The organism is Thermoanaerobaculia bacterium, from assembly GCA_018057705.1.
In the GTDB taxonomy this organism is placed as follows: domain Bacteria; phylum Acidobacteriota; class Thermoanaerobaculia; order Multivoradales; family JAGPDF01; genus JAGPDF01.
The window spans coordinates 1-19,466 of the sequence record JAGPDF010000060.1; the positions used below are offsets into that span (position 1 = coordinate 1).

General features: G+C 67.6%; 13 protein-coding genes. 6 read left to right on the top strand and 7 right to left on the bottom strand.

What is annotated here, in order from left to right; translation table 11 throughout:
* Window positions 1-51: 51 nt before the first annotated feature.
* Window positions 52-768, bottom strand: coding sequence for a hypothetical protein (locus KBI44_15905; GenBank protein ID MBP9145963.1), 717 nt, complete (start codon window positions 766-768; stop codon window positions 52-54).
* Window positions 769-1,013: 245 nt separating this feature from the next.
* Between KBI44_15905 and KBI44_15910 the strand changes: the two genes are divergently transcribed.
* The 3 genes from KBI44_15910 (at window position 1,014) to KBI44_15920 (ending at window position 3,292) form a co-directional block, all read left to right on the top strand.
* Complete coding sequence (locus tag KBI44_15910; GenBank protein MBP9145964.1) at window positions 1,014-1,574, top strand: hypothetical protein; 561 nt, start codon at window positions 1,014-1,016, stop codon at window positions 1,572-1,574.
* A 373-nt stretch (window positions 1,575-1,947) separates the two neighbouring features.
* Window positions 1,948-2,688 (top strand): hypothetical protein, encoded by a 741-nt coding sequence (locus KBI44_15915; protein ID MBP9145965.1) that lies wholly within the window; start codon window positions 1,948-1,950, stop codon window positions 2,686-2,688.
* 193 nt (window positions 2,689-2,881) lie between these two features.
* Window positions 2,882-3,292: a DoxX family protein gene (locus KBI44_15920; protein ID MBP9145966.1), complete on the top strand. Its 411-nt coding sequence runs from the start codon at window positions 2,882-2,884 to the stop codon at window positions 3,290-3,292.
* 30 nt (window positions 3,293-3,322) lie between these two features.
* Here the strand turns inward: KBI44_15920 and KBI44_15925 are convergent, their stop codons facing one another.
* On the bottom strand, window positions 3,323-5,011 hold the full coding sequence (locus KBI44_15925; protein MBP9145967.1) for a hypothetical protein: 1,689 nt from the start codon (window positions 5,009-5,011) through the stop codon (window positions 3,323-3,325).
* A gap of 609 nt (window positions 5,012-5,620) precedes the next feature.
* Here KBI44_15925 and KBI44_15930 point away from each other — a divergent pair.
* Entirely contained in the window at window positions 5,621-7,348 is a 1,728-nt protein-coding gene (locus tag KBI44_15930) for a prolyl oligopeptidase family serine peptidase (protein ID MBP9145968.1), read from the top strand.
* A gap of 602 nt (window positions 7,349-7,950) precedes the next feature.
* On the opposite strand, the gene KBI44_15935 is transcribed toward KBI44_15930, so the two are convergent.
* Window positions 7,951-10,944, bottom strand: coding sequence for a protein kinase (locus KBI44_15935; GenBank protein ID MBP9145969.1), 2,994 nt, complete (start codon window positions 10,942-10,944; stop codon window positions 7,951-7,953).
* A gap of 1,307 nt (window positions 10,945-12,251) precedes the next feature.
* On the opposite strand from KBI44_15935, the gene KBI44_15940 reads away from it, so the two are divergent.
* The gene (locus KBI44_15940) at window positions 12,252-12,815 is read left to right on the top strand and encodes a hypothetical protein (GenBank protein MBP9145970.1); all 564 of its coding nucleotides are present in this window, start codon (window positions 12,252-12,254) and stop codon (window positions 12,813-12,815) included.
* 51 nt (window positions 12,816-12,866) lie between these two features.
* Here KBI44_15940 and KBI44_15945 read toward each other — a convergent pair whose 3' ends face one another.
* Window positions 12,867-13,403 (bottom strand): tetratricopeptide repeat protein, encoded by a 537-nt coding sequence (locus KBI44_15945; protein MBP9145971.1) that lies wholly within the window; start codon window positions 13,401-13,403, stop codon window positions 12,867-12,869.
* Between the two features lie 791 nt (window positions 13,404-14,194).
* On the opposite strand from KBI44_15945, the gene KBI44_15950 reads away from it, so the two are divergent.
* Window positions 14,195-14,830 carry a hypothetical protein gene (locus KBI44_15950; GenBank protein ID MBP9145972.1) on the top strand — a complete coding sequence of 212 codons (636 nt, stop codon included), beginning with the start codon at window positions 14,195-14,197 and terminating at the stop codon, window positions 14,828-14,830.
* A 51-nt stretch (window positions 14,831-14,881) separates the two neighbouring features.
* On the opposite strand, the gene KBI44_15955 is transcribed toward KBI44_15950, so the two are convergent.
* The 3 genes from KBI44_15955 to KBI44_15965 form a co-directional block, all read right to left on the bottom strand.
* The gene (locus KBI44_15955; GenBank protein ID MBP9145973.1) at window positions 14,882-16,027 is read right to left on the bottom strand and encodes a tetratricopeptide repeat protein; all 1,146 of its coding nucleotides are present in this window, start codon (window positions 16,025-16,027) and stop codon (window positions 14,882-14,884) included.
* A 128-nt stretch (window positions 16,028-16,155) separates the two neighbouring features.
* Entirely contained in the window at window positions 16,156-17,970 is a 1,815-nt protein-coding gene (locus KBI44_15960; protein ID MBP9145974.1) for a CRTAC1 family protein, read from the bottom strand.
* Between the two features lie 436 nt (window positions 17,971-18,406).
* Window positions 18,407-19,339 carry a transposase gene (locus tag KBI44_15965; protein MBP9145975.1) on the bottom strand — a complete coding sequence of 311 codons (933 nt, stop codon included), beginning with the start codon at window positions 19,337-19,339 and terminating at the stop codon, window positions 18,407-18,409.
* Window positions 19,340-19,466 lie beyond the last annotated feature (127 nt).

Consider the following 19,466-nt stretch of genomic DNA (forward strand, 5'->3'; position numbering starts at 1 on the left):
CCTGGGGCGAGGTGCCAGGTGATTCCCGGCGGCTGACCTTCGCGGCGCGGGTCAGAAGTGCAGGCTGACTCCGGCGAGCGCGTAGTGGACGGTCGCGAAGGTCAGGACCTCGTCGTTGTCCGCTCCGCCGTCGAGCCAACGCACGCCGAGGTAGGGCCTGACGCGGTCGCTCGCCCGCAGCTCCGCGCGCAAGGAGAGGTCGATGGCCCGGCCCTGGGGCGCGCCGAGGCCGTCCAGCTCGGCGTCGAAGGCCCAGCGCCCACCGGCGTCGTAGCGCGCGCCGCCGTAGAGCAGAGGCACGAAGCCGAGGTCGTCGCGGCTCTCCGACTGGCCGTTGCCAGCGAGCGAGAGGCGCGCATCCCGCACTTTGCCGGTCACTCCAGCGCGGAAGGACCAGGGCCCTTCGGAGCGGAAGCGGTACAAGAACGAGAAGCGATACGAGTTGAACTCGAAGCGCTGCGCCAAAGGCACTCCGGCGGGGAAGACTGCGTCCTCGAACCGAACTGGCGAATCGGCAACGAACTCGGTCTCGGTGGAGAACGGCGCCGCCAGCACGCGCAGCGACCAGCGCTCGCCGAAGTCCCAGATCAACGTTCCGCGCAGTGCCGCCACGGCCGGGGCGTCGGCGAGCGAGACGCGCGTGCCGACGTCGCCGGGAACGGCGAAGTCGTTGCGGGTCTGCCACGCCGGGCCGCCCTCGAGCTCGAGGCGGAAGGGCGAGTCGGCCCGGACCGGGGCGACCGTGGCGATGATCAGGAGTCCAGACACGCAGAGTTTCCGGCCAAGGCGAGGGAGGATCGATTTTGGGCTGGAAATCATCGGGATGAGTCTCCGGGGTCGGGGGGCAAGCGGGCTGCTTCCTCGACTTGTACGCTGCAAGCCGGGCGCCCGGATGGCATGCAGCCGAAGTGGTGCCAGCCGAGCCGAAGTGGTGCCAGCCGAGCCGAAGTGGTGCCAGCCGCTTTCCCTGCGCAGGAATCCCTGCCAGCATCTGCCGGAAGGAGAGAGATCGGATGAGGAAATCATGGATCGCGGTTGTCGTGGCGATGCTTGTGGTGGCGCCGGTGGGGGCCGTCGAGACGGTCGCGGCGAAGCCGGAAGAGGTTGCCCACCAGATGCTGGCGCTCACCCGGGCGGGGGACTGGACGGGATACGCCAGGCTCCTGCATCCGGAGGCGCTGGTCGAGTTTCAGCGGATGTTCCGCGAGATCGTCGCCGGCGATGCCTCGCACGAGGCGGGGAAGCAGCTCTTCGGAGTCGCCGACCTCGCCGCGTTCGACGCCCTGCCGGCGAGCGAGGTGTTCCAGCGGATGATGGCGACCCTGACGAAGATCCCGCAGTTCGCGGCCGCGCTCGCCAGCGCCGAGGGCGTGATCGTGGGAAGCGTCGCCGAGGGCCCCGACCTCGTGCACGTGGTCTTCCGGCTGTCGGCCTCCGCCGAAAGCCTGACCTTCTCCCGCGTCAGTGCCATGACGCTGCGCAAGTTCGACGGCCAGTGGCGGGCGCTGCTCTCCGGCAACATCGAAGGGATCGCGGCGGCGCTCGCGGCCCGAGCTCCCGCAGCCGCTCCGTAGGGGTTCGATCGACGCCAGCGAAAAGCGGCTGGCACCTCAGCGCAGCAGCACCTCAGCGCAGCACCTCAGCGCAGCAGCGCCTCGGCCGGCCGGCTGGCAGGTGAGGGGGCCCGGGGAAGCCGGGAAAGCGGCTGGCACCTGGCGGCACCTGGCTGGGGCGCCTGGCGGGGGAGCACCCGGCGGGAGGAAAAGCGGCTGGCACCTGCGGGGCAGCACCTCCGGCACCTCCGGGACGAGGGCGAGCACCTCCATGACTTGCGAGTTCCCGGCGAAGTGCAGGGTTGCCTTGGGGCTTGGGCGGACGTATCTTGGCGCGCAGCTCGAGTCGGCGCCTGACCTTCGAACACCCCAGGAGCCGAGCGCAGGAGGATGTGTGACACGAGTCGCGGGAGAGGTGCTTGCTCTGTTTCTCGTCGTCAGTCTTGCGGCCGCCGCTCCGGCCCATGCGGACCCATGGCAGTCCGAGCTCATCCTCTACGGCCTGCTCCCCTCGGTCGAGGGGCGGGTCGGCGTCGGGGAGGTCGAGAGCGAGGTCGAGGTCAGCCTTTCGGACATCCTCGACAAGCTCCAGACTGGAGCCATGGTCACCTGGGTGGGGACGCGCGGCCGCTGGATGGTCGTTGCGGATGGCGTCTTCGCCAACCTCGGCACAACAACGCGGTCGGAGGGCGGGCTCGTCCGCGCGGACGTGGATCTCGACGTGAGGATCTTCGAAGGCGACGTCGGCTACGCGTTGAACGAGCAGTTCCAGCTCTTCGTCGGCGCGCGTTTCGTCGATCTGGGGGCCGAGATGGAACTGCGCGTCGGTGATCAGGAAAGACGGGCAAAGGGGGGCGAGAGCTGGGTCGATCCGGTGCTCGGGCTGCGCTTCACCGCCGCGGGCGGCGAGCGCTGGCTCTTCCGGGCGCATGTCGATGCCGGCGGATTCGGCGTCGGCTCGAGCCTGCGACTGAACGCCTCTGCCAGTGCCCTCTTTCGCCTGACCCCTCGCCTCCGCCTCGGCGCCGGCTACCGGGTGGTGGATGTCGACTACGACCAGGGCACCGGGCGTGACCGTTTTCTCTTCGACGCCCGCATTCAGGGTCCGATGGTCGGCGCGACCTACTCCTTCTAGCCTCGATCGGTTCGCCACCGGGCCACCCCGGCGGAGGTGCGGGCCTGGTCACGTCCCCGGCTGCGGGGGATGTGGGAATTCTGGGAATTCGGCTGGCACCTCGGTGGGCGGCTGGCAGGGCGGGTCCAGGAGACAAGGAAACCGCGGACCGCGAGCGGCATCCAAGCTCAGGATAGTGACCTGGGAGACGAAGATGAGTGCCAAGACCCTGACCGCGGGAGAGCGCAGGCTGAGCTGGACCCTGCAGATCGTCGTTGCCGCGATTCTGGCGCAGACGCTGTTCTTCAAGTTCACCGCCGCACCCGAATCGGTCCACATCTTCTCGACGCTCGGGCTCGAACCCGTCGGACGGATCGGGTCGGGGATCGCCGAGCTCCTGGCCGCGGTGCTTCTGCTCGTGCCGGCCACCGCCTTGCTCGGAGCGCTGCTCGCGCTCGGCGTGATCGCCGGCGCGATCGCGTCGCACCTCGGGCCGCTCGGCATCGAGGTGCTGAACGACGGCGGCCTGTTGTTCGGTTTGGCGTGCGTCGTCTTCGTGAGCAGTGCGGCCGTTGTCTGGCTCCGCCGGCGCGATCTTCCGATCGTCGGCGCAAGACTCTCCTGAGGGTCCCTTGGGTCGCCCGACGGCTCGCCGCTAAGGCACGGCTGCCGACCAGGCGGTAGTCCCACCGCTCGCGAAGCCGTCGGCGAAGATGAGCGGCAGGAAGCCGGCGTCGATCGTTTCGTCGAGGACATTGACCGAGATGGGAAACGGATCGGTCTCGCCGGTCGTGGGGTCGGCGTCGCTGTCGAGCGTATCGTCGCCCCCCGCATCCTGGGCGGTGAAGGCGAAGATGCCCGAGGGTGGCACGAACTTCACTGTCCAGCTCCCCTCTTTGGGTTTCAGGTCGTACTCGCCGGTGATGCCGGTCACGACAGAGCGCCGGAGGGTGGAGGTGTCGTCGTAGAGCTCGACGGCGATGCCGGCGATCCCCGGCTCGCCGGGGTCCTGGATCCCGTCGGAATCCTGGTCGAGGTAGGCCCGCCCGGAAAGATCGCCCGTCACCCGGAAGCGCTGGCCCTGCACGCTCAGGTTGGAAATGTCGCCGCCGCTCGAGCCGTAGCTCTGCCAGACTACGACGAAGTCGCCGGCGGCGTCGGTGGCGATTGCGGGCGAGCGCTGATCGCCCGCGGTGTAGCTGTTGACCTGGAACTGGACTCCCTGGGGCACGCCCGCCGCGGAGTAGCGCTGTCCCTGGACACTCAAGCCGGAGGAGTCGCCGGCGCTCGAGCCGGCACTCTGCCAGACGACGGTGAAGTCGCCGTCGGCATCGCTCGCGATCGCGGGCGAGGCCTGAGAGCTCGTGGTGTAACTGTTGACCTGAAACTGGGCGCCCTGGGTCGCGCCCGCCGCGGAGTAGCGCTGCCCCTGGATGCTGGAGTAGGAGGTGTCACCGCCGGCCGAGCCCTCGCTCCGCCAGACCACGACGAAGTCGCCGTCGGCGTCGCTGGCGACCGCGGGATAGCGTTGATGGCTCGTGGTGTAGCTGTTGACCTGGAACTGGGCGCCCTGGGGCACTCCCGCTGCCGAATAGCGCTGCCCTTGCACGCTCGTATTGAGGGTGTCGCCGCCGCTCGAGCCGTTGCTCTGCCAGACCACGACGAAGTCGCCGTCGGCGTCGGAGGCGATCTCGGGAGAAAGCTGATCACTCGTGGTGTAGCTGTTGACCTGGAACTGGACGCCTTGTGGCGCCCCCGCCGCGGAGTAGCGCTGTCCTTGCACGCTCGTACTGAGAGTGTCGCCGCCACTCGAGCCGTTGCTCTGCCAGACCGCAACCAAGTCGCCGTCGGCGTCGCTGGCGATCGCGGGAGCGACCTGAAAGCTCGTGGTGTAACTGTTGACCTGGAACTCGGCGCCCTGGGGCGCTCCCGCCATGGAGTAGCGTTGTCCTTGTACGCTCGTATTGAGAGTGTCGCCGCCGCCCGAGCCGTCGCTCCGCCAGATGACGACGAAGTCGCCGTCGGCGTCGCTGGCGATCACGGGATCGAGCTGACTTCCCGTCGCGTAGGTGTTGGCCTGAAACGAGGCACCCTGGGGCACTCCCGCCGCGGAGTAGCGCTGCCCTTGGACGCTGTCCAAGGCCGTGTCGCCCCCGCTCGAACCAAAGCTCTGCCAGACCACGACGAAGTTGCCGACAGCGTCTCTGGCGACCGCGGGAACGAGCTGGCCGCCGGTGGTGTAGCTGTTGACCTGAAACTCGGGCCCGACCGGGAGCGCAGTGGAGCCGGCCTGAAGCGGGGCGACTCCAGCGATGAGGAGAAAGACGGCAAGGGCGTGGCGCATCGCGAGTGTTCCCTCGGCCCGGAGGCCCTGTGATCGTGCACGCTTCGCCGCGGGAGCCTACCTCGGCCGCCCCGGGCTGAAAAGCCGACGGCTCGCGATCTCGCCTGGTCGCCCGAAGCCGCCTGAGGCGGCAAAGAGAAATGGGGACAGTCCCACTAGTGTCCCAACGTTTGAGCTTTGCCCGCCTGCAAGCTTCTGGCTGATAGGGACTTGCGGCTGAAACTGCCTGGTCGAGGGGCCTCGCTACCGACGAGGGAGCACCAGCGCCCTCCTCGCCCATTCGGTGATTTGAGTACGGCCTTGCAGGGAGGGGACGAAGTAGCTGCTCACTCAGGAGGTGCCAGGTGATTTCGCGGTCCTTCGATGCGAAATCACCCGCAGTCTGGTGCCGCGGGAACGAGTCGCAAGTAGCGGCAGCTGTCCCATGGGTCTGCGTGAAACGCCATGAGAAGTGGCTGGGACCGAAGCCGATGCCGCGCGGGCCAGGGCGCCTCGGATGACGTCGTTGCGGTCCGGAAATCGGGTGGCACCTCTTCGGGGCGAAACCTCCCGGAGGCGGTGGCGTATGTTTCCTGGAGCCCCGATCCCCTCACATCCGGAATCTGCACCATGATCCGTCGTTTCAGCCTTCTCCTCAGCCTCCCGAGCCTTCTGATCTCCGTTGCCTGCACCTCGACCCCGGCCGAGCCGCCGGGGCGCTGGGCCGAGTACACGGGGCGGTACGCATTAACCCCCGATTTCATCTTCAACGTCACCGAGGACGGCGCCCTGCTCACCCTCCTGCCGACCTTCTGGGGGTCGCTGCAGGTCCTCGACCCGGTGCGGCCCGATCGGTTCGTGTCCCTGCTTCATCGCGAGATCGTCTTCACCTTCGTGCGCGACAGCAACGGGGCGGTCGCCGCCCTCGAAGTGGAGGGACACCGGGATCTCGCCGGCACCGCGGTCCGGCTTGCGGACGGAGAACGACTTCCCGTCGAGCGGTTGCTCGCCGGCGAAGTCGATTCCGCGATTGCCGCTCTCCGGAACGGTGCCGGGGAGATCGACGCCGAGCGCGCCCTGGCGCTCGGTCGTCGGATGATCACCCGCCTCAACACCACTGTGGCAACCGGTATCGAGTTCCTCCGGGCGATCGCGCCGGACCTGTCCCCTTCGGCGGACCTCGAGGATCTACTCGCCTCCGGAGCGATGATCACCGGAGATCGCGTCGCCGCCCGGCTGGCGTTCGGGGAAACGCTCCGACTGGCCCCCGACAATGCGTTTGCCGCCGCGGCGATCCGCTATCTCGACGAGGATCCGGAGCCCACTGGCGGCTGGACGCTGCCCTTCTCGCTCGACGCCCTCTTCGCGCCCCCCACAAAAGAGGAGATCGCGGCCGTAGCGGCCGACTGGGCCGGTGCGGACTTGTCGGCCCGTGAGGTGGAGGTCGTCGCCGAGCGCACGGCAGAGCTCCATGGAACGCCGTACCGCGTCCGGATCCTCGCGCATACCGTGCACGGTGTCCGCCACCTCGGAGCGACGATCCAGCCCGTCCGTCCGTTGCCGGGCTGCTGCGCGGTCGTGATGGAGCTCCATGGAGTCGGCTGGGACTACCCGGATGTCCCTATCGAACAGTCCGAGGTGGCGGAGATCCTCCGCGACGCAATGGCCAACACCCTCATCGCCATCCCCGCCTTCCGCGGCACGGCCCTCACCCTCGGCGGCGAGCGCTTCCTGGCGGGCGGCCCGCCGACCGATGCCTGGGCCGGGGCGGCAGACGACGGTATCGCCTTTCTCAATGCTGTGCTCGCGCGCGAGCCGCTGGCCGACGAGGGTCGTATCTGCGTCGCCGGGAAAAGCCGCGGCGGCACGGTGGCACTCCTGATCGCGGAGCGGGACCGGCGAGTGCGATGCGCCGTCGATTGGACCGGTCCGGCCGACTGGTTCGAGCAGCAGGAACGCTACGGTTGGACCCTGCGGGAGCAGGTGCGCCTGGCGCTCGACAGCCGGTGGAAACCCGGTATGGGGTGGGGAAGCGCCGGCCAGTTCATCGAACAGAACCTCGAACCGACCCTCGAAACCGGTTCGCCCGAGCTCGCGGCGGTGCGGCATCGGATGCTCGCCGCCTCGCCGCGGTACTTCGTCGATCTCCTACCAAGAGTGCAGCTGCACTACGGCATCGAGGACGCCATCGTTCCGCGGAAGAATGGCGATACGCTGGTCGAGGCGCTGCGAGCCCGAAGCGACGGGGCTCCCCCTTTCGAGGCCCACTTCCACCCGCACGCCGGCCACGATCTGCCCTATCCCAAAGCGTACGACCAGACGCGGGCGTTCCTGATGTCCGTGATCGGAGGGCAGTAGGGAGCATGCCGGCTTCGCAATCGGGCGCACCCCGATCGGGAGAAGGCCGCAGGCGCACTAGGCGCCCGGGTCTTCGGCTGAGCCCGCGGCGGCAACACCTGATTTCTAGCTAGGCCGCGGGTGGCACCTGGACAGTAGCCCCGCTTCTCACCGCTCAGGCTGAAGAGGTGCCAACCGATTTCCAAAGATACTCCGGTCAGGACCGAAGGGCCTTGCTTCCGTCGAGATAGTACCAGCGCGCTCCTCGCACTTTCGGTGATTTGAGTACGGCCTTGCAGGACGAAGTAGCTGCTCAAGAGGTGTCTGCTCAGGAGGTGGCACCGGCACACCTTCCGCGTCAGGCGCGGTACGCCGGGGACACGCTCCAGCCCGGCGGTTTCCGTTGGGCCGCCGCGGCGGGGGTGACGGGCTTCAGCATGTCCCCTGCTGCGGGGGCCGTGGAAATTCGGCTGGTATCTCGGCAGTGCCTCGGCAGGCCATAGGAATTCTGCTGATACCTCGGCAGCCCGAGCCGCAGCCGTCGGGGGCAGGTGGACGTGAGGGAAGGCTGGCACCTTCACTGGCCACCGTACCTGGCGGCATCTGGGCGGCAGCTGCGCGCCTCAGCGCACGGGTCCGAGATAACGGTCGAGCCAGGCGATGGCCTCGCGCGCGAGCTCGGTCTGCGAGAAGGCGTGGGAGCTTTCCTGCACGACGAGCTTCTTGTGCTCCGGCGGCGTGGCGAGCAGTTCGAAGAACGGGAGCTGCGAGGTCTCGTAGGGGAAGAAGAAATCGTACTTGCCGTTGAGCATCAGAATCGGGACCTTCACCCGCATGGTGTAGGGGAGCTCGTCGACTTCGGGCAGCGCCTTCTGGAAGTTGAGGCCGGCGACCACCAGCACACCTGCTTTGACACGCGGCTCGATCGCGATCATGAACGGCGCCATGGCCGATCCCCAGGAGAGGCCGAGGTAGGCGATGCGGCCGGAGTCGAGATCCTTCCGCGTCTCGATGTAGTCGATCGAGCGTCGGAAGTCCTTACCCCACATGAGGATGTGGTCCTTCCAGTTGTTGCTGGTGTCGGGGTAGTCGGAGACCAGGCCGTCGCCCCGTTCGAAGGTGCTCTTGTACACCGGCAGGAGCAGCGCCCTGCCACCCTTCGGGGCGAAGCTCCCCCTGCCGGGGGCTACGTCCGCGCTCGAACGCGTGTGGATCGCCCCCGAACCGGGGAACATCACCACCGTCTGGTACGGCGGCGTGCCATGCTTCGGCAGAAAGAGGTACGCCGTCATCCGCTCACCGCCGTAGGCGGCGTCGAACGAGATCCGCTCGCGGATGTAGTCCTCTTCCTCCAGCCGCTCCTCGATCTCGGCGCGAAGCGGCGTGGCGTCGTAGCGAAACTGGGTGAGGTACTGGGCGAAGGTCTCGTCCGAGACTCGAGGCTCGCTGCGAAAATCGCGAAAGGGGAGCTCGATCGTCGCCTCGAGCGCGGGATCGACCCGGCTGGTTTCGACCTCCTGGATGCAGCGGAAGCCGTTGGTTTTCGAGCGGTCCCAGGGCGACTGGGCGTAGGCGTCATTGAAGGCGTACGCCGGGTCGTCCCACCCGCCGCCGAGGATGAACCGTCCGCCGCGACTGTCGCCGTTGGTGCACCACTCGCGGACGTTCCCGCCCAGATCCTCGGTACCGAACCGGTTCCGCGCCGCACCGCTCCCCACCGGGCGCGGTCCGTCGCCGCCGAGGTTGCTCGCCGGAACGATGTTGCCGCTGCCCCAGGTGAAGGCGACATGATCCCAGTGGTAGATGCTCGGCAGCCGCTTGCCGGCGAACGCGGCGAAGGCAGCGGCCTCGAACCAGCTGACGCCGGTCACCGGATCGGCGTCGCGCCCCTCGGGGAAGTCGCCGACCTCCCATGTCGCGGGGCCCGGGCGGCCGGTCCGGTCGATGAAGCGCGCCATCGCCTCCGCGAACGTAAGCGTTCGGTCGCCATCGACGAAAGGCTCCTGCCAGAGTTCCGGCCGGCTGTAGCCACCGGCGTCGACGAAGCGCTTGAAATCGCGCTGGGTGACCTCGTAGCGGTCGACGTAGAAGTCGCCGAGCTGCTGCGCGGGTGTGTTCTCGATTCCCGGAAAGTGCAGACCCGCCGGCGCGCCCTCGATCTCGAGGATGGGCGCGGTTCCCGAGACCCAGCTCATTCCGGTGACGCCGGTGCCGGGTGACCCCGCTGGGCCCGCCGGCAGCAGTCGGTAGCCGGGGGGCGTGCCGCGATGGGCGAGCGACCAGAGCACGTCGTCCACCGGTTCGAAGCCCGCCTTCTCGATCCGCACCTCGACGAGGCCCTGAACGAAAGGCCGCTCCGAGAGCGGCGTCTCGCCGAGCCGCTCCCAGTCGGCTTCGGATCCGCCGTAAGGTCGCGCGGAGACCTGCGCTCCAGGGGGATCGCTATAGACACTGAGCGGCCGCGAGTAGCGCCGTGCGAGACGCTGGAGCACCGGGTCGTCGGGGATGAAGCGCTCCGCTTCGCGCCCGAGGCGATAGGCCTTGAAGACTCCCGGTCCAAGCGCCCCGGGAGAAGCGTCGAGGAGCTTCTCGATCTGCGGCAGGGCGACCTCGCGTGCCCAGGCGGCGCGACGCGAGCGCACTACCAGCCAGCCGCCCAAGGCGACCGCGCCGAGGAGAACCAGAGCCAGGGGGACGGCGACCCGGGGGCGGCGAAGCACTCCGATCGCCGACGTCGGCGCGCCGCCGGCGAAGGAGCCGCTGGCGAGAGTTGTCTGCAAAGCGCGCAAGCGGTCGCGCAGCTCGACGGTCGTGGCGTAGCGCCGATCCGGCGACTTCTCGAGGCAGCGGCGGACGATCTCGACCAGCTCCTGGGGCAGCGGACCTTTGTCGGGTGCCATGGGCGCGAGCGGCGGTGGCGTGTCCTTGAGAATGGCTGCGAGGGTCGACACGGTGTGGCCGCGCTGGAACGGGTTTCTGCCCGTCGCCATCTGGTAGAGGAGGATTCCGAACGAGAAGAGGTCGGATCGATGGTCGACAGCGAGCCCTTCGGCCTGCTCGGGCGACATGTAGGCCACGGTGCCGAGCAGATGGCCGGCTCGTGTGACGCCGTCGGAGGTGAGGGTCTCGGACCTCGAGTCGACCGTCTCGGCGAGCTTGGCGAGTCCGAAATCGAGGACCTTGACGCGGCCGTCGCCGTCGAGCATCACGTTCGCCGGTTTGAGATCGCGGTGGACCACTCCCTTCGCGTGGGCGCTGGCGAGCGCGTCGGCGAGCGGGACGGCGATCGCCAGCAGATCCTCGAGCGGAAAGCCGCCGGCGGGGATGGCGCTCGCGAGGGTGCGGCCCTCGACCAGCTCCATGGTGAGGAAGTGGACGCCGGCGTCCTCTTCGATCGAATGCAGGGTGACGATGTTGGGGTGTTGCAGGCCGGCGACAACGGTCGCTTCGCGCTCGAAGCGGGCCCGGCGTTCGGCGTCGTTCGCGACCTCGGGCGGCAGCACCTTGATCGCTACGTCTCTTCCCAAGCGGCTGTCGTGGCCGCGATAGACGTCCCCCATCCCGCCGGAGCCGAGCTTCTCGAGGATCTCGTAGTGCGCGAGCCGCTTGCCGATCAAGGCGCCTGCCTCCTGGGATGCTCGCGGCCGGCGAAGTCAGCCGGTCCGCCACTTACCGTTTCGGTGATGGCATTTCGGCGGCAGTGTATGACAGCCCGCGGCTGGCTAAAGGTGCCTGACCGAAGGCTCGGGCCACTTTCCGTCGGCCTTTCGACCGCCATCATCCCCTTCGGGGACGGCTTCGCCGACCGCCTGATCCAGGGGAGCGTCCCGGCGCAGCGGAAAGCGGCTGGCACCTCCGCGCACGGCGCCGTCAGGAGGTGCTAGGTGATTTCACGGAAACGCCATGAGAAGCTGCGAATGATGATCTCTAGAGAATGGCTTCAAGGCCACAGCGTGAAGATCTTCCTGGCAACTGTATTGGGTGTGGCAATTGCGCTCGGCGCTTCGTCTTGCCGGCACTTAGACACGGATCCCAGTCATAGGACCTCAGCCATTGTCGTTGTCGAGGGAGCGACGGATATCAGGTACTGGTCAGAGGGTGGGAAGCGAGAAGGAGCAAACTATCTGATTCACTCCAGTCCGCCCGCAGACGAGGCCCTTGCGGAGATTCACCGTCGGCTTGCCGAAGCGGGGTGGATCGAAGCGCCGAGTCCATCTGGAGGCACTTGGGACGACGTCACCCGACGCCGTCGTGACAGTACGAGCGAGGCGCTTCGCTGTTGGCAGAAGTTCTGGAACCGGCAAGGGGAGGAGCTTTCGTACGTTCTCTGCACAGAGTCTTCAAAAGAGGGTGTGTTGAGGATGCTCATTTCGAGGTGGCCCAGTTCCTAGCTTGTGCGCGTTTCGTAATTCTCCTACGCCCGGCCACGCGAGCTCGCGCAGCGTGAACAGGTGCCACCCGATTTCCGAAGGTCCGCCGGTCAGGACCGAGCCGCAGTTTGCGGATGTCAGTTCGGTCTTACGGGGGTAGTCGCTGGAGAAACTGGGGAACGAGCGGGAATTCGGCTGGCACCGGCGCCAGCATGTCCCCGCCTGCGGGGGCCATGGGAATTCGGCTGGCACCGGCGCCCGAAGCATGGGTACGGCACCTGAGCGGCTCAAATCGAGACCGGGCGACTTCGTCCGCGAGTCCTTCTCAGCCAGCAGCTTGCGGCCAGCCCGACCGCAGACGTTGGGACACAAGTAGGGACAGGAACACTTCCCCCTTGAAATTCGACTTTTCGCTCAGGTAAGGTCCGCGAATTATTGGCATTCCAAGGACGAGGGGGGACAAGATGCGCGGATGCTCCAGGATGATCGGCATGATGCTTCTCGGCTGCTGTCTGGCCGGCGGTACCGTCGCGAGCGCCCAGGAGGGCGCCACGGTGGACCTCAAGAAGATCTGGAATTCGCTCACCGCGGAGGAACAGGCCGCGTATGAGAAGGCCGGCCGCGAACGTGCTGCGGCGCTCCCCAGGCCCGCCAACCGCACGCCCGGCGACATTTGTGGCTTCGCGACGCTGGAGATCAGCGCTCTGCCCTTCAGCGACAGTGACACGACCGTCGGCCGAGCGGATGATCTGGCTTACGGAGCGGCTTGCGGCGGCTTCAACGGCAGCAGTGGCGTTGGGCCCGACTTGGCCTACGTCATCCAGACGGATGTCACGTGCGATCTGACGGTGAACATGGATCCCGCGGCGAATGATTTGGCGCTCTGGGTGGTCACGGATTGCGCCGATCCGGTCGGCGACTGCATCGGTGGCGACGACTCCGGGGGCTCCGGAACGCTCGAGACGGTGTCCTTCACCGCGACCGCCGGCACCAACTACTTCATCGTCGTCGACGGCTTCGGCGGCGCTTCGGACGCCTTCGACCTCAATATTGTCGAAACGACTCAGACCGGGTGCATGCTGACGCCGGTCGAGTTGATGAAGTTCGAAATCGAATAGTTCTTTGCGTACATCGCAGCGCCCGCGCCGCCGCGCCGCCGACGGCGCGGGTCACCCTTCGGGCGGTCCTGACGAGCGGAACGCGTCCAGACGAGCGCGAAGCTCGCCGACGCGCTGGCTGTGCGCGGGCGAGTTCCCCACCCGATCGAGGTACCACCGGGCGCGTTCGCGGTCTCCGGTCTTCACCAGCGCCTCGGCGACGCGAAGGTAGGCTTCTGCCCCCCACTTGCCGCGCTGGCGCGAAGCTTCGAAGGCCCGCTCCGCCTCTTCGAACTGGCCCTTGGCGAGCCGGATCATCCCGAGCAGAAAGTGGGCGCGCAGATCCCCAGGCGCAGCGAGCAGGCCCGTCACGGCCCACCGTGTCGCCTCTTCGAGCTCCCTGCGGTCGAGATGCAGTGCGGCCAGCCCGAGCGCTGCGGGAGCGAAATCTGGATCGAGGGCGACGGCGCGGCGATAGGACTCGAGCGCTTCCTCTGCGGCGCTGGAGCAGCTCGAGCTCGCTCCATCCTTCTGCGTCGTCGCGAGCCGCAGCGACTGCGACGAGATGGGGTTCCGCGTCGGACAATCGACCGAGCGACGACAGAGCACTCCCGAGCTGGAAACGGGCGCCGAGGTGGGTCGGGCGCATCTCCAGGCAGGTTTCCAGATGCGGAATCGCCGCCGCCGCGTTTCCCAGCCGCAACCCGGCCGCGGCCATTCCGAAGTGGCTCTCGAAGTGCCCGGGATCGGCGGCGAGCTCGCGTTCGAACTCCGCGATCGCCGCATGATGATCGCGTGAACAGGTGCAGGTGCCACCCGGCAGGTGCCACCCGATTTCCGACGGCACCCGGCAGGTGCCACCCGATTTCCGACGGTCCGCCAGTCAGGACCGAGAGACTTCGCTGGCGTCGAGGGCGCGGCGGCCCATTTCCCGCGGTTTCGCGGATTTCAGTTCGGTCCTGCGGGACGTAGAAGCAGGAGAAAGTGGGGAACGAACGGGAATTCGGCTGGCATCCGCACGGCGGTACTCGACACGGGCACGACTTCCGCGTCAGGCGCGGTACGCCGGGGACACGCTCCAGCCCGGCGGCTTCCGTTAGGTCGCCGCGGCGGGGGTTACGGGCTTCAGCATTTCTCCGCCTGCGGGGGCCAGGGAAATTCGGATGGCTCCGGCGCCTGAAGCATGGCTATGGCACCTGAGCGGCTCAAATCGAGACCGGGCGACTCCGTTCGCAAGTCTCTCCCAGCCAGCACCTTGCGGCCAGTCCGGCCGCAGACGTTGGGACACCGGTGGACACAGGAACACATCCCCCTTGAAATTCGGTTTTTCGCTCAGGTAAGGTCCGCCAAATACAAGCATTCCAAGGACGAGGGGGGACAAGATGCGCGGATGCTCCAGGATGATCGGCATGATGCTTCTCGGCTGCTGTCTGGCCGGCGGTACCGTCGCGAGCGCCCAGGAGGGCGCCACGGTGGACCTCAAGAAGATCTGGAATTCGCTCACCGCGGAGGAACAGGCCGCGTATGAGAAGGCCGGCCGCGAACGTGCTGCGGCGCTCCCCAGGCCCGCGAACCGCACGCCTGGCGATACCTGCGGCGCCGCAACGCTCGAGATCAGCTCTCTGCCCTTCAACGACGCCAACACGACCGTCGGCCTCGCGGACGACGTGGCTTACGGTGCGGCGTGCGGCGGCTTCAACGGCAGCAGCGGCGTCGGACCCGACCTGGCCTACGTCATCCAGACGGATGTCACGTGTGGGCTGACCGTGACCATGGATCCCGCGGCGAGTGATCTGGCGGTCTGGGTGGTCACGAACTGCGCCGATCCGGTCGGCGGCTGCATCGGTGGAGACGACTCCGGCGGCAACGGGACGGCCGAGGCCGTGTCGTTCACCGCCACCGCAGGCACCAACTACTTCGTCGTCGTCGACGGTTTCGGCGGCGCAGCGGACGCCTTCAACCTCAATATCGTCGAAACGACGACGACCGGGTGCATGCTGACGCCGGTCGAGTTGATGAAGTTCGAAGTCGAGTAGTTCTCTTCGCACATCGCGGTGCCCGCGCCGCCGCGCCTCCGACGGCGCGGGTCACCGTTTGGACGCGTCTGACGAGTATGGCGCGTCCAAACGGGCGCGAAGCTCGCCGACGCGCTGGCTGTGCGCGGGCGAGCTCCCCACCCGATCGAGGTACCAACGGGCGCGTTCGCGGTCTCCGGTCTTCACCAGCGCCTCGGCGACGCGAAGGTAGGCTTCTGCCCCCCACGCGCCCCGTTGACGCGAGGCTTCGAAGGCACGCTCCGCCTCTTCGAGCTGGCCCTTGGTGAGCCGGATCATCCCGAGCAGAAAGTGAGCGCGCAGGTCCTCGGGTGCAGCGAGGAGTCCCGTCACGGCCCACCGTGTCGCCTCTTCGAGCTCCCCGCGGTCGAGATGCAGGGCGGCCAGCCCGAGCGCTGCGGGAGCGAAATCTGGATCGAGGGCGACGGCGCGGCGATAGGACTCGAGTGCTTCATCTCCCGTCCCGAGCTGGATCTGCAGGTCGGCCAGAGCCGCGAAGTTCGCCGCGGTGGCCCCGGCCAAACGGCTGCTTCGCTGCAGGTGATCGAGGCGGTCTTCGAGACGGCTGCGCTCGCGATGGCGCTCGAGCAGCGCCGTTCCGGCAACGGTGTCCCCGGATTGGACGAGCAGCTGACCCAGGTTCATGAGGGCAGGCGGGTAGTGCGGGTTGCGGTCGAGGGCGCGCCGGAACGACGCAATCGCCGAGGCGGAATCGCCCTTTCGGCGCTGGAGCAATCCGAGCTCGCTCCATCCCTCCGCATCGTCCCGAGCCGCAGCCACCGCGACGAGGTGCGGTTCCGCGTCGGCCAGGCGGCCGGCCGACGACAGAGCGCGCCCCAGCTGGAATCGGGCGCCAGGGTGGGTCGGGCGCATCGAGAGGCAGGTCTCGAGGTACGGTATGGACGCCGCCGCGTTTCCCAGGCGCGTCCACGCCGCGGCCATTCCGAAATGGCTCTCGAAGTGCCCGGGATCGGTGGCGAGCTCGCGCTCGAACTCCGCGATCGCCGAACGATGATCGTCCTTCGAGCCGTAGAGGACTCCCATCGCGTAGTGCAGACGCGGCGTGCCTGGATTCTCCGCGAGGTAGCCGCGGGCGATGTCGAGCCCTTCCTCCTGACGATCGGCCTTCCTCAATGCTTCGAGCCGCTCGAGCAGCGCCCTCGCGGGCGGAGCGAGCACCGCCGGCGGAGACTCGGCAATGCTCTTCGGGCCGGTTGCCGGAGTCGGCGAAGGCCCTGGACAGGCCCCCGTCGCCAGTGCCACCGCGGCAGCGAGGGTTCGAAACAGCACGCGAGCCCGGGCGGTCGTCACGGTGCCCGTCGTGCCGAGGCCGCCGAGGAAGAGGGCGGCGCCTGGCGGATCACGTTGACGCGTTCCGTGGCCAGTGCGCTACCCTCGACGGTCTGCGTCTCCCCCTCCGGCCAACGGATCTCGATTCGCTCGATGGCGTCGAGCCCTCCCAGGCCGAAGTGGAGCCGCGGGTCTTCCTGCGAGAGATAGCTCGAGCCCGCGCGAACCTCCTGGATCCGGACGACTCCGCCGGCGAAGAGCCTCAGGACCGCTCCGACGGCGTCACGTCCGCCGTGGCGGCTGAGCAATCGGAAGCCGATCCACCCCCGCCCCTCTCCCTCCCGATTGCGAAGCAGTCTCGCGGGCCCGTTGTTGACGGTCACCAGCAGGTCGAGGTCGCCGTCGTTGTCGAGGTCGCCGGCGGCGGCACCGCGGCTCACGGCGGTGCGCTCGAACCACTCGCCAGCGTCGCTCGGCGAAACTTCGGTGAATCGGGCGTGGCCGTCGTTCACGAACAGCTGGTCTGCTTGCGCGAACGAAAGGCTGGGGTTCTTCACGGCGATGTTGTCCAGGATGTGCCCGTTGGCGACGAACAGGTCGAGATCGGAGTCGTTGTCGGCGTCGAACGCCGTGACGCCGAAGCCGACCTGGGTGACGCTCGGCCCGGCGAGCCCGCTGGCCACGGTCGCGTCTTCGAAGAGCCCATCCCCGAGATTGCGGTAGAAGGTGTTGGTTTCGAAGTCGAGATTCGTCACCACGAGGTCGGGTCGGTCGTCGCCGTCGAGGTCGCCGCCAGCGATGCCCATTCCCGCCTCGGTACGACCCTGCTCGTTGAACGCGACGCCCGCCAGCACGCCGACCTCCTCGAAGGTGCCGTCGCCGCGGTTGCGGAAGAGGAAGTTCCGGGTGGAATCATTGGTCACATAGATGTCGGGATCGCCGTCGTCGTCGTCGTCGAGCCAGATCACGCCGAGGCCCTTCGCCTCCTGCGGGTCGTCGATGCGGATGCCCGCCGCGGCTCCGACCTCTTCAAAGGTGCCGCTGCCGTCGCAACGGTTGCGGTACAGGAGATCGGGAACTCCCGCGAAGACGTCGGGGTGGCAGTACTGAGGAAGATCCGCCGGGCCACAGCGGACGTGGTTCTCGACGGTCGAGTCGAGATAGTTCACCACGTAGAGATCCAGGCAGCCGTCGCGGTCGTAGTCGGCGAACGCGCAGCCAGCAGACCAGCGGGGGTTGTCGATTCCGGCCCGGGAGGTCACCTCCTCGAACCTGCCGCCGCCGAGATTGCGAAGCAGGCGGTCCGGGCCGAAGGCGGTCACGTGAATGTCCGTTCGGCCGTCGTTGTCGACGTCGCCGAAACAGGCGCCCATGGCGTACCCGACGTCGCCGACTCCCGCTGCTTCCGTGATGTCCTCGAAGGTGCCATCGCCGCGATTGCGGAAGAGGCGACTCGAGAAGGCTCCGGCATCGTCGGCACTCGTCGGGTCGAAACCAGGAAGCGGCGCCCCTTGAAGGAGGAAGAGATCGAGCCAGCCGTCGCCGTCGATGTCCAGGAACCCCCCTCCGGATCCCATCGTTTCGACGAGGTAGCGCCGGCCGCTCCCGCCGTGTCGGTGGACGAAATGAACGCCGGACTCCGCGGTCGCGTCCTCGAACCACGGCACACCGGCACGGTCCGCCGACGCCGCTCGCTCGCCTCCGCCCGGCCCGGCTCCGCCGCAGGCCACGAAACCCAGGATGAACGAAATCGCGGGCCCCAGTCGAGCAACAGCTTTCGCCGCCGCGACGTTCGCCAGTCGCGTGCAGGATCGCCGATCGTCCTTTCGCATGCCTGCATTCTCGACGCATCGCGGTTCCGGAGCAACCCGGCCTCTCGGGCAGGCAGAAAAGCTGTCTGCGAAAAGGAGAAAGGGGTGAAAGGGTGCAGAAAGGGGACGCCAGGCGATTTCAGGCCAGAGAAAAGGTGGAGAAGAGGGAGAGGGGAAGAAGGTGCCACCCGATTTCCAGAGATTCGCTAGCCGGTCAGAACCGAGGGAACCCGCCACTCTCGAGGGGGCACTCGTGTCCAGTAATCTTGCTGCTTTCAGTTCGGTGTAACGGGCTGTTGCAGCGACGTGGAAGGTGGCGAGGGGAATTCCAGTCGAGCTGAGGCGCACCTTTCCGCTCGAATCGAGCGTGGTCGCGTCTCGGGATCACGAACTTCCGTCCTCGGAGGCGGTGCCCCCTTCATCAGTCTCTCAATCTGAGCTGAAGGTCGGATTGTCGCTAGCCGCTTCGTGCTGCGGCTCGGACCGGGAGCGGCGGGGGAAACGCGCCGGGTGGGAACTCGAAATCCGGCGCGCCAGAGAGAAGCCGGTTCGCGGCATATCGGTAGGCATCGCGGAAGGCGAAGTAGGCCTTGCGAAGGCTGCGACGCACCGCCGGAGCCACAGCGTGCACCAGCGGTGCCGGTCCCTTCTTGATCCGGTTCGGCTCGTGATGAGGATTCTGCCGGCAGACGGCGTCGGCTCCGAGCGGAGACGTCCCGGTCGCCTCCTGCTGCAGTCGGGCGTCCGTCTCGATCGCATCGATCATCTGGTGAACCCGAGCTCGATACTCCTCCGGGGGGATCGATTCCCAGCACGGAATGGGAGTGAGCTGGATCTCCTCCTGCTCCATGAAGTCCTGCGGCTCGAGCGGAAGCCCCTGGCGCCTTGCCCTGGACTCGAGGGTCCGGTCGTGCCAGTGGCCGGAGAGGGGCGTCCCTTCGGTCAGGGCTTGCGCGCAGTGGACTCCGGGCCAGTCGAGCGGCGAAGCGACGAGGCCTTCCTTCACACCCTGGCCCAGGACGTACGCAAGCCGGGCCACCTGGGCCGCTTCCTCGTCGGAGACGATGACCGCCTGATATCGCCCGCCCCAGAACTTCTCGCGCCAGCGTGCGAGACGGCCGGCCTCCCGGGCGAGATTCGAGTTGAGGTAGTTCATGAACGTGGCGAGCTGTTGGGCGTCGGTGACGGAGAGGAGGAGGTGGTAGTGGTTGGAGAGGAACGCTGGGGCGTGGATCGAAACCTCAGACAGGCGCGCGGCGCGGGCGAGGACGCCCCGGATGACGTCGTTGAGGCCCGCGGAAGGGCGCAGGAGCAGGCGGCCCTGGAGGGTCCGACAGGTGACCTCGACAAGCGCTCCTCCGGGCGGGATGTATCGCAGTCTTCTTGCCATACAGGTGTAAGACGCAAATCGGTTCGGCTATCTGGCGCCGAAGGCTGGAGAGGTCCCTCTTTGGAAATCGGGTGGCACCTGTTCTCGATTGAGGGTCCCTTGGTTTCCGTGCGTTGGTGGTACCGGC